This is a genomic window from Microvirga subterranea, assembly GCF_003350535.1.
GTDB lineage: Bacteria > Pseudomonadota > Alphaproteobacteria > Rhizobiales > Beijerinckiaceae > Microvirga > Microvirga subterranea.
In genome coordinates this window covers 342,601-356,522 of sequence record NZ_QQBB01000005.1, presented here as the reverse complement: position 1 = coordinate 356,522, position 13,922 = coordinate 342,601, and the positions used below count along the sequence as shown (strand labels likewise).

At 63.3% G+C, this 13,922-nt stretch carries 10 protein-coding genes; 9 read left to right on the top strand and 1 reads right to left on the bottom strand.

Features of this window, described 5'->3' with window-relative positions; translation table 11 throughout:
• Window positions 1–24 precede the first annotated feature (24 nt).
• Entirely contained in the window at window positions 25–528 is a 504-nt protein-coding gene (locus DES45_RS14960; RefSeq protein WP_114770809.1) for a MarR family transcriptional regulator, read from the bottom strand.
• 375 nt (window positions 529–903) lie between these two features.
• On the opposite strand from DES45_RS14960, the gene DES45_RS14955 reads away from it, so the two are divergent.
• The 9 genes from DES45_RS14955 to DES45_RS14915 all read left to right on the top strand — a co-directional run bounded on the left by DES45_RS14955 (window position 904) and on the right by DES45_RS14915 (window position 13,901).
• Window positions 904–2,625 (top strand): type I secretion system permease/ATPase, encoded by a 1,722-nt coding sequence (locus DES45_RS14955; RefSeq protein ID WP_114770808.1) that lies wholly within the window; start codon window positions 904–906, stop codon window positions 2,623–2,625.
• On the top strand, window positions 2,622–4,010 hold the full coding sequence (locus DES45_RS14950) for an HlyD family type I secretion periplasmic adaptor subunit (RefSeq protein WP_114770807.1): 1,389 nt from the start codon (window positions 2,622–2,624) through the stop codon (window positions 4,008–4,010). The genes DES45_RS14955 and DES45_RS14950 overlap by 4 nt, the downstream gene beginning before the upstream one ends.
• 402 nt (window positions 4,011–4,412) lie before the next feature.
• The gene (locus DES45_RS14945; protein ID WP_114770806.1) at window positions 4,413–5,153 is read left to right on the top strand and encodes a calcium-binding protein; all 741 of its coding nucleotides are present in this window, start codon (window positions 4,413–4,415) and stop codon (window positions 5,151–5,153) included.
• 76 nt (window positions 5,154–5,229) lie between these two features.
• On the top strand, window positions 5,230–7,464 hold the full coding sequence (locus DES45_RS14940; protein ID WP_114770805.1) for a glycosyltransferase: 2,235 nt from the start codon (window positions 5,230–5,232) through the stop codon (window positions 7,462–7,464).
• Window positions 7,461–8,297, top strand: coding sequence for a class I SAM-dependent methyltransferase (locus DES45_RS14935; protein WP_114770804.1), 837 nt, complete (start codon window positions 7,461–7,463; stop codon window positions 8,295–8,297). Before DES45_RS14940 ends, DES45_RS14935 begins: the two co-directional genes overlap by 4 nt.
• The gene (locus DES45_RS14930; protein WP_170151524.1) at window positions 8,294–9,580 is read left to right on the top strand and encodes a glycosyltransferase family 4 protein; all 1,287 of its coding nucleotides are present in this window, start codon (window positions 8,294–8,296) and stop codon (window positions 9,578–9,580) included. The genes DES45_RS14935 and DES45_RS14930 overlap by 4 nt, the downstream gene beginning before the upstream one ends.
• Window positions 9,577–10,344 (top strand): hypothetical protein, encoded by a 768-nt coding sequence (locus tag DES45_RS14925; protein WP_114770802.1) that lies wholly within the window; start codon window positions 9,577–9,579, stop codon window positions 10,342–10,344. The genes DES45_RS14930 and DES45_RS14925 overlap by 4 nt, the downstream gene beginning before the upstream one ends.
• A gap of 69 nt (window positions 10,345–10,413) precedes the next feature.
• Window positions 10,414–12,582 (top strand): glycosyltransferase family 2 protein, encoded by a 2,169-nt coding sequence (locus DES45_RS14920; protein ID WP_245571730.1) that lies wholly within the window; start codon window positions 10,414–10,416, stop codon window positions 12,580–12,582.
• A 5-nt stretch (window positions 12,583–12,587) separates the two neighbouring features.
• Window positions 12,588–13,901: a glycosyltransferase family 4 protein gene (locus DES45_RS14915; protein ID WP_114770925.1), complete on the top strand. Its 1,314-nt coding sequence runs from the start codon at window positions 12,588–12,590 to the stop codon at window positions 13,899–13,901.
• The last annotated feature ends 21 nt before the right edge of the window (window positions 13,902–13,922 follow it).

Genomic DNA, 13,922 nt, shown 5'->3' with positions numbered 1-13,922 from the left:
ATCGATGAACCCGAGAAGCTCCGGTCACTCTCCTGGCCGGATCCCCCGATAGCGCACGGCATTGCTCCACGCCTGCTCAAGGCGCTTGAGCGTCCGGAAGGTGATTTCCAGCTCGCGAGCCTCCTCCTCGTCGCGCGTGACGAGCTGATGGTAGGTTCTGTCGATGTGCTTGATCATGTCGCAGAGCCGGAGCCCCTTCTCCGACAGTTTGATGCGCGCAGAACGCCTGTCGCGCTCCGATGCGGTTCGAATGACGTATTCGGCTTCGACGAGTCGCTTGAGGCTGTAGGACGCGTTCGATCCGAGATAGTAGCCGCGCTCGATCAGGTCCCGAACCGAGAGCTCTCCCGAGCCGATCGTGAACAGCATCATGACCTGCGATGGGCTCAGGTCATCGATTCCGGCCTCGAGCAGATCCGCCCGGATCAGGTCCAGGGAGCGCCGATGGAGGCGCTCGACCACCCTGACGATGTCGAGATGTGCGACGCTCGCCAGTTGCGAACGGGCGCGATCATGGTCATCGGACATGGCGGATCTTTCTTTGCCTTCTTCCGATGTTGCGTCGGTTACCGCATTCATTGTTGCCCCAGCCTCTTTCATTCCCCCGCTCCGAGGAGAATTTGGTTTAGCACTCATCGTACTTTCTCATAATCACCTAATCAAATTAGTTCGAATTTCGAACTAATTTGATTTTGAGCCGATCAGCGCTGAATTCTTGATGAATATCAGCAGATAATTAGCGACATATATTGTTTTTATTCCTGTGCGACACTTTTCGATGTGTCACGAATCATACTTTCTGAGTAGACGAACAACCATCCATATCGCATAAACCTCCTTGAATAACTTTTGGGCAAAATTTGGATACGCCCCGAAGATGCCTCTTTTTGGAGCAGCTCCCGCATGAAAAGACCTGTCGGATCAGAAGCCGCAGATCTCATCCAGCAAGGACGCAAGGCCTTCGTCTCGGGTCTGGCCTATGCTGCCGCGCTCAGCGCTGTCATCAACATGCTTCAGCTGACTGTGCCCCTTTTCATGCTTCAAGTGCATGACCGGGTTGTGAACAGTCAGAGCACCGATACGCTGATCATGCTGATCGTGGTCGCTGCAATCGCATTGGCGATTTACTGCATTCTCGACTATGTGCGGGCGCTGACCTACCAGGTGATGGCCAGCAAGCTGGTGAGGCGGCTCAACCTTCCGGTCCTCCAGGCCGCTGTGTCGGCGTCCGTCACGCACGGCGTTGCACAGTCCGGTCAGGCGATCCGCGATCTCAACGACATTCGGACCTTCATCGTCGGCAATACCATCAGCGTTCCGCTCGAAGCTCTCTGGGCCCCCATCTTCCTCGGCGTCCTCTTCGCGCTGCATTGGCTCTACGGCCTCGTGGCCCTGGTTTCGGCCACGATCATCCTGATGCTCAGCCTGCTATCGGATTTCCTGACGCGGAGGGCCATGAAGCGAGCCAACGAGGCAGCTCTTCAGAACGTCGGTGAGATCAGCGGCAGCCTGCGGCATGCGGAAGCCATCGAGGCCATGGGGATGCTCCCGGCCCTTGCGGGCCGCTGGCGGCGGGCGCAGCTGCACACGCAAGACCTGCTGGACGTCACGACCCGGCGCAGCCGCGCCCTCTCCTCACTGACCCGCACGTGCCGCTACATGATGCAGATCGCGGTGCTCTCGGTCGGCGCCATCCTGGTCATCCGGCAGGAGGTCAGCCCGGGCTCCATGGTGGCTTCGAGCATCATCATGGGCCGCCTCCTGCTGCCGTTCGACTCGATGGTCGACGGCTGGCGGCAGTGGGTTCTGGCCATCGCGGCCTGGAAGAATGTGTGCGACCTCATCGGCAATCAGGCTCCGAAGCGCGAGACGAAGCCGACGCCCCGCACGATGGGCGACCTGACGGTCGATAGGCTCGTCTACGCACCGCCCGGCTCCGACGTGCCGGTGCTGAAAGGACTGTCCTTCTCACTTTCTCCGGGCGAGGTGCTCGGCATCGTCGGCCCTTCGGCGGCCGGCAAGTCGACGCTGGCCCGGCTTCTCATCGGCGTCACGAAGCCGACGACCGGCGGCGTCTATCTGGACGGCAACAACGTCTATCTGTGGGAGCGCGGCTCGTTCGGCGACATGGTCGGCTATCTGCCTCAGAACGTCTCCCTCCTCGACGGAACCATCCGCGACAACATCGCCCGGATGCGGGACGCGGATCCCCGTCTCGTGCTCGAGGCTGCCCGTCTCGCTGACGTTCACGAGATGATCGGGCGCCTTCCGCTCGGCTACGATACGCGCCTCGGCGACGGAACCTATGCGCTTTCCGGCGGCCAGCGGCAGCGGATCGGGCTCGCGCGGGCCATCTACGGCAGGCCCCGTCTGGTCGTTCTCGACGAACCGAACGCCAATCTTGATACCGACGGCGAGCGTGCCCTCATCCGTGCCATTGAGGCTCTAAGGGCCGATGGAACGATCGTCATTCTGATCGCGCACCGGCCGTCGATCATGCAGGCCGCCGACAAGCTCATGGTCCTGCAGGAAGGCCGGATCAGCCAGTTCGGCCCGCGCACTGCGGTCGTGAGCACCATCAGTCCCGGCGAGAAAGCGATTGCCGCCGTGAGGGGGAGCGCATGAAGAACCCTGTCGAAATCATCAAGGCCCATCCCTCCGCTCCGGCAACGACTTCGAAGACGGAGCTGAAATCCTGGACCGAACGGTTTCAGGACGACGAGCCGCGCGAGCCGTCCTATCGCGTTCCGGTGATCGCAGGCCTGACCACGGTATTCCTCGGCCTCGGAAGCCTTACGGCCTGGGCGGTCACGACGCATCTCGACAGCGCCGCCGTCGCAACCGCGACGATCGTCGTCGATTCGAAGCGCAAGACACTGAGCCACCTGGAAGGCGGTATCCTCAAGACGCTGCTGGCGCATGAGGGACAGGTGGTGAAGGCCGGTCAACCCGTCATGCGCCTCGACGACACGCGGGCGAAAGCGGAACTCGAGCAGCTTCGCTCGAAGCGAATCGGGCTCGAAGCGCGTCTGGTGCGCTTGAGAGCCGAACAAGCCGGCCTTACGGAACTGACCTTCCCGCCGGACCTCCTTGCGGCCGAGGGGCCGACCGCAGGCGAGATCCTCAAGGCGGAGAACAGGTTCTTCCACGCACGACGCGAGATGTTCAACCGCAAGGTCGAGATCCAGCGAAAGACCATCGAGCAACAGGTGGCGGAACTCCAAGCGGTACAATCCCAAACGGAGGCGAACACCCGTCAGGCGGAACTGCTCGATCGGGAGCTCAAGGCCGTTGCAAGCCTGGTGGAGAAAGGCTACGCGCCGCGTCCCCGCCTCACCGAGATGCAGACGCGGGAAAGCCAGCTCATGGGTCAGGCGGGCGAACTCGCCTCGCGAAAGGCCAAGGCCGAGCAAGCCAAGGCTGCGGCCGAACTCGAGATCCTGTCGCTTGGAAACGATTTCCAGCAACAGGTGGCCGCCGACATCCAGACGGCGCAGCTCGATCTCGCCGACACGATGGAGCGCCTCAACGCGGCAACCGACGTTCTTCGTCGCATCGACGTGGTATCGCCGGAGAACGGGATCGTTACCAACATCCGTTCCCACACGCCGGGGAGCGTGATCGCCGCGGGGCAGCCGATCCTCGACATCGTGCCCGAGAACGAACCCCTGATCGTCGAAGCCAAAGTCGGGCTGCGCGACATCGACTCCGTTCACGTGGGAGCACCGGTGCAGATCAGGCTCACCGCCTTCAACAACCGGACGACGCCTCCGCTTCCGGGCAAGCTCACATATCTCTCGGCCGACCAGCAGGTGGACGAGCGAAACGACTTCGCCTTCTTCGTCGCACGCGCCGAGATCGACCCTCAAAGCCTGAAGGCAAACGCGGCACCCACTCTTTATCCCGGCATGCCGGCGGAAATCCTCGTTCTCAATAAACCGCGCCGCGCGATCGACTATCTGCTGGGACCGATCACCGAGAGCTTCAACCGCGCATTCCGCGAGGAATAGGCGGACTGCGTCGCGGTGCAAATTCTTACGAGTACCGATCACGTCAGCACCGCGACAGGGGTGGCCCTGTCGCGATTGCCTACGGGCATCCGCAGCTCAGTCGATACACATAGACTATAGTTCAATTTTCGAAATAATAATAAAGTAATCTCAAAGGTATTTTGATTTATATCTGTCAAATAATCGCCACATATGTGACAATTACTGTCATAATTAGAAAAATACTCAATTAATATTTACAAGCCAGAAGCGCTGTCTTATCACAGTGCTTGCCGGGCCCCTTGTTCGACACCCAATGTTCGGCTCGGCCCATCCTCGCTGCGCAGTCAGCGCTTTCATTCGGCTCAGAGATGCGATCGGCCGTACGGCCGCTCGTCCAGTCCAGACGATAAGGAAACACATATGGCGACTATCGGAGGCGGTGCCTTTAACGACACCCTCAACGGAACACCGGGCCCGGACGTCATCTTCGGTCATGGTGGCGACGACCTGCTCTTCGGAGGAGGTGACAGCGACGCCCTCTCCGGCGGCGAGGGAGACGACATCCTGTTCGGTAACAACGGTGATGACTGGCTGTCAGGTGGCCTCGACAACGACACCCTTTTCGGCGGCAACGGCGCCGACATCATGCAGGGGAACGACGGCGACGACGTCCTGTTCGGCAACAACGGAAACGACGTTCTTCAGGGCAATTCCGGCGACGATTACCTGCGGGGCGGAAACGGCGACGACATTCTGTTCGGCGGCGACGGCAACGATATCCTTGAAGGAAACAACGGCAATGACGTCCTCGTGGGCGGCGCCGGCGATGACGTCCTCCGTGGCGGCAACGGCGACGATATCCTGACGGGAGGCGCGGGCGACGACATCCTGCATGGCGGCGCCGGCGGCGACACATTCGTGTTCAGCGGCGGCGGCGGCAACGATGTCGTCCTCGACTTCAAGGCCGGCCAGGACATTCTTCAGATCTCCAAGGGCATCAACGGCACCGACATCCAATCGGCAGACGATCTCGCCGGCCGTGTCGAGCAGGTCGGACACAACACCGTCATCGATCTCGGCAACGGCGACAAGATCACGCTCGTCAATGTCGATGCCGACGACGTGCACAACAACCCGACCGACTATTTCTCCGTTCACTGATCGATCACCCGAAACCGGATGTCGCGGACATGTTCCGCGACATCCATATCACGAGCGCCCCTTGAGCAGTCATTGAATGTCTGACCTCGCAGACCCCATTCGAACCCGTAAGCACACGGACCGCGTCGAGATTTCAAGTCTCGGCCGGGACGTGCTTCTCGTTGCGTGGGACGTATCGCAGGCCGCGCGATTCTCGTCTCCTCAATTCGCGACGGACAACCGTACGATCGCGCCGCTCGCATCGCTGCGCCTTACTCGCACGGACGGCGGCGCGCGACTTGTGTGGGCCTTGAAGCGCCCGAACGACGGCGACCTGGAAGCCGTCCTGTCGGCGGGGCCGCTCTATCCGCCCGCGGATATCCTGGTCGAGGCCCACGAGATCATCACGGCTGTCGATGCCGAGACGCTGCTTGCCGGCATCACCCGGTCGGGGCGCATCGCCCTCGTCTCGGCGCTCTTCAACGTCTGGAGCGTCATGTTCCGCCTTCGGCGGAGCCGAACCTTCATCAGAATCCTGCACGAGGTCCTGGCGCAGATCTCCACCGATCCCAGTCCGGCGATCGTATCCGCACAGGCAACGGGCGAGCTTGTCCTGCTCCAGACTTCCCTTTCCGAGGGCTTCGGCAAGATCGACGCCGTGTACGCTCTTGGCGACCAGGGACCTGTGCGCGTTGCGTGCGCTCCCTATCGAATCAATTCACCGCAAGATGCCCGCGATCTCATTCATATCTTAGCCGAGAGGACAGCCATTCCTTCGGAGGACGGCCTGATCGTCCTCGTCGGGCCCCGCGGGCTATCCGTCCGAAAGGTGCGCCGTCCCGATCGGGCCCCTCCCCCGATCGACCGCTGGCTTCGCGAACATGCCAAGAATGCACCGGGTCTGCGCGAGCACCTGCTGGTGGAGATCGCACGCCACTCGACGGCCGGACGGGCCCTCGCGATAGAGGTGCAGCTGCGCGCGCCGCTGAGGGCGCAACGTGCAGCCTCCCATGCAACAGCCCCCTCGGCTGAGATCGTCTCCGCCATCTCGACGCCGGCCGGCACGCTGGTCACAGGCTGGTACCGCGATCCGGTTCATCTGTTCGCAGGCATCGATGCGTTGGGCCCTGCCGACCGGATACAGGACCTTTCCGCAGACCTTCGCTGCTTTCCGGTCGACGTGGCCGGCCCGATCAAGGGGTCGAAGGTTCCTGCGACGGGTTTCGCGGTCCTTGCCGCAATGCCGTCCGGTCCTGCGCCGCTTCTTCAACCCCGCTTTCGCCTGCGCCTGAGATCCGGCGCCACGCATGCGCTCGTCCCACCGCTCCAGCCGGCTGATCCTGTGGAAGCGCGGGCTGCCGCTCTGCGGGCCATTCCCGCCCAGCATGTGGATGATAGTCTGCTGACGAACGTTCTTGCGCCGGTCATTGCAGACTTGCACGAGCAGGCGCGAACGAGAGTCGGCCGGCCTTCCGTCAAGGAGATCGGCAGTCCGATCGCAAGACCGAGAGTCTCGGTGATCGTTCCGCTCTACAAGGCCCTGGACTTTCTCCGGTTTCAGATTGCCGCGTTCGCCATGGACTCCTGGTTCAGGTCAAATGCGGAGGTGATCTATGTTCTAGATTCACCGGAGCAGGCTCGGGACGTCGAACATCTCCTGCGGGGTCTCCATCTCGTCTACGACCTCCCGACGACGCTCATCATCATGGAGCGTAACGGCGGGTATGCGTGCGCGAACAATGTCGGGGCGACCTACGCACGTGGAGACGTTCTGGCCCTCGTGAATTCGGACGTCATTCCGATCGAACCCGGCTGGCTTGAAATCCTAGTGGGACGCCTCAACGGCCGGCGCCGTATCGGTGCGGTCGGGCCGAAGCTGCTGTTCGAGGACGGTTCGATCCAGCACGCCGGGATGTACTTCTCGAAGGACCATCACGGCCGCTGGCTGAACCAGCATTATCACAAAGGCATGCCGCGCGATTACGAGCGCGCATCTGAGGAGCGTCTGGTTCCTGCGGTCACCGGCGCATGCCTCGTCACGCCGCGTGCGGTCTTCGAAGCCGTCGGCGGCTTCACTGAAGATTACGTCGTCGGAGATTACGAAGATAGCGATCTCTGCCTCAAAATCACCATGACGGATCGTAAGATCGCGTACGCACCCGACGTCGAGCTCTATCACCTCGAGCGCAAATCGATGTCGCTGAATGCCGAATACATGCGTGGCATCGCCTGGCAGTACAATTGCGCTCTGCACACGGAGCGCTGGGGCGATCTCATGACCTCGATCATGCAATCCGGTCGGCAGCGCAAGACAAGGAACGCCGTGATATGAATGCTCATTTCGACCTCAAGGCCGAACGCTCGGAAGTTGCTCCGGAAGGCTTCGACTCCGCGCGCCTCACGCAGCTGATGAACGAAATCTCCCGCAACGACGAACTGCCGTGCCCGGCGCCGGAGAACGTCTATGTCGGCGACGGCGACTATCGTGCTATCGGCCTCGAATATCTCGGACACTACGTCCGGCTCGGCGGGCTCAAGTCATCCGATCGCGTGCTCGACATCGGCTGCGGCATCGGTCGGATGGCCGTTCCGCTCACCCAGTACCTCGACCCGAACCATGCCTTCTACGAGGGCGTCGACCCGGTCAACGAGGGCATCGAGTGGTGCGTTCAGAACATCACGTCCGCCTATCCGAACTTCCGGTTCTGCAGGGTCGATGTCGCGCACGAGCTCTACAATCCCGGTGGCGCGATTCCCGGCCATGAGGTCGTGCTTCCCTTCGCCGGATCACGCTTCGACTTCGTCACGATGGTGTCTGTCGCAACCCATCTCCCGGCGAGCGAAATCACCGCTTATGCGCGCGAGGTCATGCGGCTTCTGGTGCCGGGCGGGCGGCTGTTCCTGACGGCCTTTCTGGTCACGCCGGAGGACACCGCATCGGACAAGGCCCGGCCGCGCTTCCTGAAGGGCGAGAAGGCAGGGACCTGGATCGCCGATCCCGCAGCTCCGCTCGGGGCGATCGGCTTCGACAATGGGATCATCCAAGACATTCTAAAGAATGCAGGCCTCGAGATCCGACGCGTCAGCTTCGGCCATTGGCGCGGCGTGGAGAGCACGCATTACCAGGACGTGATCATTGCGATCAAGCCAGAGCACGTGGCCTGACCATGCGCGTTCTCGTCGTCGCCCATAACCACCCGGACCTTCACCCTGGCGGAACGGAGATCCTCGCGCACGACCTGTTTCGCGAGTTCCGTTCGCGTCCGGAGATCGAGGCGTTGTTCCTGGCGGCTACAAACAACATCCACCGCGAGCAGCGCCCCGGCACGAGCTTCCAGGCGGTCGGCGACACGCCTGACGAGGTCATCATGTGGAGCGGTCACTTCGAGCGCTTCTACCTGAGCCAGATCGACTCGTACGGAACCGTGCCTCACCTCGTGAACCTGCTGGAGGAGTTCCGGCCGGACGTCGTGCACATCCACCACGTCCTGCTCATCGGCGTCGAGTTCATCGCGCTGGTGCGCCGGATCCTGCCGAACGCCCGCATCGTCATGACGCTGCACGATTATTACCCCATCTGCGCTCATGACGGCCTCATGGTCCGCACCAAGGGCCGCGAGCGATGCGAGCGCGCCTCCCCGAACCGCTGCAGCGGTTGTTTTCCGGAGATTTCGGCAGACCGCTTCCTGCTTCGGGAGCAGTTCATCAAGACATCGTTCCGGCAGGTCGACCGCTTCATTGCCCCGAGCCGATTCATCAAGGATCGGTTCGTCTCCTGGGGACTCGATGCCGACCGCATCACGGTCGTGCCGAACGGCCGTCCGACCGTCGAGCCGGCGGGCCATCGTCCGTCCCCGAACGGCCGGCGTCATGTGTTCGGCTATTTCGGCAACCTCAATCCCTGGAAGGGAGCCCCGGTCCTGCTGAAGGCAGTTCAGCGCCTGATCGCAACGGGCACGGAAGATTTCGAGCTCCGCCTGCATGGCGGAGCGCCATTCCAGGCGAAGGAGTTCGTCGACGAGGTCGAGACGCTCGCCGAGGAAGCTGGCTCCCACGTCGTACGCCTCGGGCCGTATCGTCCCGACGAAATCCCGGGTCTCGTGTCGGCCGTCGACTGGGTCGTGGTTCCGTCGATCTGGTGGGAGAATGCCCCTCTTGTCATCCAAGAGGCCTTCCAGCACCGGCGCCCGGTTATCACCAGCAATATCGGCGGAATGGCCGAGGCGGTGCGCGACGGGGTCGATGGCATGCTCGTCCGCCCTGACGATCCGATCTCCCTCGCGCAGGCGATGCGTCGCGCGATCGAGACGCCCGATCTCTGGAACGCTCTCGTGGCGGGGATCACGCCGCCCCCGAGCATAGCCGAGGTCGCCGAACGGCACCTCTCCATCTACGGCAGCATCCGCAGACAAGCCGACATCATCGAATTGAAAGCGAACGCCGCATGAGCACAGCACAGAAGAACGCACTGGCCGTCGCGGACCAACCGGCCGCCTCCCAGATCCACGGTCGCCTCGATGCCATCGAAGGCCGCAGGCTGTTCGGCTGGGTTTGGGACAGCGCACGCCCGACCGAGCGCCTCCTGATCAGGATCCTGCTCGAAGGCCGGATGATCTGCTCCGCGACGGCGGATCTTCCGCGAGTCGATCTCCGGCGCAACGGGATCGGCGATGGCGGGCACGCATTCGAGGTCGAGTTGCCGGAGGCGGTGGCTGGCATATCCAGCAACCTCGCCGTCGTGGCCGTCTCCCCCAGCACCGGCGAGGAGGTGGTCCTCCAGTCGCCCAGCCATGACGAGAGGGCCGCCGAAGCGGCGATTAGCGGCCCGCTGAACCGCGTTCTCGACAGGCTCGAACTTCTCATCGAGGCGCAGCGCCGGTCGCAGTTCGTTCAGCGGGAGGTCTCCAATGCGCTCCGCGACGCCTCCAAGCAGATCGACGAGATCGTCGGCCAGGAGAACGGCATCGGGGCAGCTCTCGACGTCGTCCGCGCCAGCCAGACGGAGCTCGCCGGCAAGATTGCCGATATCGAGGTCTTCCACATGCGCTTCGATACGGTTCTGGCGGATTTCGACAAACGGATCCGTGAGCTGACGACGGCCGCTGACCGGCCCATGCGCCGGGCAGTCGCGCTCCTCATCGCGTTCAGCGGACTGTCCGCGGCCAGCGCTCTGGCGACGCTGGTGGTGCTCCTCCAGCATGGCGCGCCGTAGCCGCCTCGGGCCGACGACGCATCGCACCTTTGTGGTGCCCCCACCTAGATGACTGACGGGACGAACCCTGTGAAAGACCATTTGATCCTTCCTGTCGACGGCGAGACCGCGCTCGCGACGCCGATCGGCGATGACCTCGCCCTGATCTGCGGCGTCTGCGACGCGATGCCAGAGACGGTCGAGGTCCTCCTCAACGGTGACCCCTCCATGTGCATGCGGGCCGGCGTCATCAGCTGGCCCCGCATAGGCTCACCGCCCGAAGCGAGTACGGGTTTCGTGGCCATCGTGCCAATCCGGCTGGCCGCGAAGGTCCGCCTCCGATCGATCGTCATGCGCCGGAACGGTCAGCCGACCCGCTACACCCTGGTCAGGGCAGCCGTTCCGCTTCAGAGCCTCGTCCAGATCGTGTCCGCGGACGCCGGGGGACGCTTCGCCGAGGTCGCCGACCGGATGGCCCAGGCCCTGACCAACGGCAAGGGCAACCCCAAACGGTCGGCCGCCGCGCTGTCGATCATGACGGCAGTCGCACAGAACGACGGTTGGATCGAGGTGATGGGATCGCTGGATACCGGCGAGGTCTTCCTCCAGGGCTGGGCCATCGACCTGCCGGGCGATCAGGTGCGGGTCCTCGTGGAGCACGACGGCTTTGCCGCCGGCGCGGTTCATGCGGCGACGGTCGATCGCACGGACCTCGGCGGGAAAGGCAAGGGCTTCATCGGCCTGATGGAGTGCGGCAAGACCACCATCGATCCCGAGAAGCTGAAGAAGCTGTTCTTCCGCACCCAGAGCGGATGGCGCACGCTCGACGTCTACAGCCGCCGCGTTCTGCTCCCCTCGACCGAGGTTCCGGCCCATATCCGAGACGGCCTGAACCGCGCTTCCGCCGGCCCGGAAACGTTGAGCACGCTGCGTCGTGCCGGCGAGCGCTTCGACGGGAGGGACACCGTTTCGAGCCTCAAGCAGCCGGTCCGCATCGGAATGGATATGGTCGCCGAGGTGCCGGGCGGCGGCCTGCTGGTTGCCGGCTGGATGCTCGATCCGGAGGGCTATGCGCAGACGATCACGGTTCGCTCCGGCGCCACGTCATCCCGGGTCGACGAAACCTGGACGCGGCTTCCGCGACCGGACGTCCTCGCAGCCTTTCAGCAGAGCGATCTCTTCGCCGGGCGGCTAGACCCGCGGCGGATCGACCACGGCTTTCTGGCCTTCGTGCCCGAGATTTCCTGCTCCGCAGACGCGCCGATCTATTTCGAGCTCGAGCTCGGCGACGGCACGGCCTTCTATCCCCTGAAGCCGATGCGGCACCTGTCGCGCCAAGCCCTCGAACGCCTTCTGGCGCCGCTCGATCCGAAGACCGCCTCGGCCGGCACGGCCATCGAGCGGCATATCGGCCCGATGATGCAGGCGCTCGCGGCCCCCGCGCCACGGGTCGTCGAAAGCCGCGATTTCGGCTTCGACGATAGCGGCGCCGGCAAGGTTCTGGTCGTCGGCGCCGGCCTCGATGCTGGCGAGGTCAGCGCAGCCCTGGTCCTGCTCGCACTCGATCCGGAGGTGCATGACGTTCCCGTCATTGTATCGGCGCCGATCGAGGCCTTCGGCAGCATCGCGGCGGAAGCGGAGCGCCTTGCGTCCTTCTACGGGCTCAAGCTCCGGGTCCTCGGATCCGAGGGGGTGCAGGATGCCTGCGATGCCTTCGAAGCGGCCGTCCAGGCAACCCAAGCGGATGCGCTGGTCTTCCTATCGGCGGGCGTTCTACCGCGACAGGCCGGCTGGCTGACCCAGATGGAGCGCGCCTACCGGGCACGCGGCGGCAAGGCCCTGGTGAGCCCGACGATCGTCTTCGAGGACGAGTCGGTGCAGTTCGCAGGGACCTGGTTCGACAGCGACCAGCAGAAACTCGTCGATCGCTACATCGGCTATCCCCGCGATGTCGTGCAGGGTTCCAGGCCGACCGAGGTCATGGCCGGCACGACCAACTGCTGCATCGTCTCCCGCTCCGCCATCGAGGCCGCGGGCGGGTTCACCCGCTCCTACCTGGAGACCAGCGAGAAGGGTCGGGACCTCTGCCTCAAGCTGCGTTTGGCTGGAACCATGTCCGTCTGGCTGCCCGACGTCGAGATGATCTCGGCGGAAGACGATGCCGGGCGTGTGAGCCTGCCGCTGCGCCGCCTCGCGCAGCGGATCGATCGATGGAGCTTCGACCGGAAGTGGTCCCTTCTGGTCAACAACATGCGATGATGACAATGCCCAATCATTCCCCACGCGTCCTGATCGTGTCTCATGGCCACCCGGGCTTCTCGCTCGGCGGCGCGGAGATTGCGGCCTACAACCTGCACAAGGGCCTCAACAAGATCGGCGGCGCCGAGTCACGCTTCCTTGCCCGTGTCGGATATCCGGTCGTCCGCCACAGCGGAACGGCGCTCATGAGTCTCCGCCAGAAGGGCGGCGACATTCTCTACCATGCGGACGATTACGATCACTTCCTCATTTCGAACCGCAACACCGAAGAGCTGGAGCGGGACTTCGTGCGTGTCCTGAAGGACTTGAGGCCCGACGTGGTGCACTTCCACCACTTCATCGGTCTTGGTCTCGAGACGATCTACGCGGTGCGCCGCGCCCTCCCCGACTGCGTGATCGTGGTCACCTTCCACGAGTTCCTGTCGATTTGCCACCACCACGGCCAGATGGTGAAGACCGGCGGCACGAAGCTGTGCCACAAGGCCTCTCCCTCGGACTGCAACGCGTGCTTCCCGGAGATCTCCCCTGCCCGCTTCCTGCGGCGTGAGCACTTCGTGCGGGGTCTCCTGGAGGTGGCGGATTACTTCGTGTCGCCGAGCCAGTTCCTGGTCGATCGCTATGTGGACTGGGGCCTCGATCCCGCACGCTTCATCGTGATCGAGAACGGCCTCGACGTCGCGGAGCCGGCTCCCCCGCGGGAGCTTCCGACACGCGGAAAGAGGAACCGGCGTTCGCGCTTCGCGTACTTCGGGCAGATCACCCAGTTCAAAGGCGTCGACGTGCTTCTCGATGCCGTCGCCCGCATTCCCGACTCGGTCTGGGGAGACGATGCGCAGCTGATGATCTTCGGCGGCAACCTCGAACGCCAGCCGAAACCCTTTCAGGAGAAGATCGAGAAGCTCGTCGAACGGGCCGGCAATCGCGTCCGCTTCTACGGAGCCTACCAGAACAGCGACATGCCGCGCCTGATGCGCTCGATCGACTGGACGATCATTCCGTCGATCTGGTGGGAGAACTCGCCGATCGTCATCCAGGAATCGTTCTTCCATGGCCGTCCGATGATCTGCAGCAACATCGGCGGCATGGCCGAGAAGATCACCGACGGCATCGACGGCCTGCACTTTCGCGTCGGCTCGTCGGAGGACCTCGTCGACAGGATGACCGAGGCGCTGACCACGCCCGGCCTGTGGGACCGCCTGCGCGCAGGCATCAAGAGACCCATCAGCTACGAGGAATGCGCACAGCAGCACCTCGACCTCTATCGCGACCTTGCCACAGCCAAGGTCGCCACGTCATCGGCCGCTGCGCTTACCGCGTGAGACGGCACCACGTCAAAAATC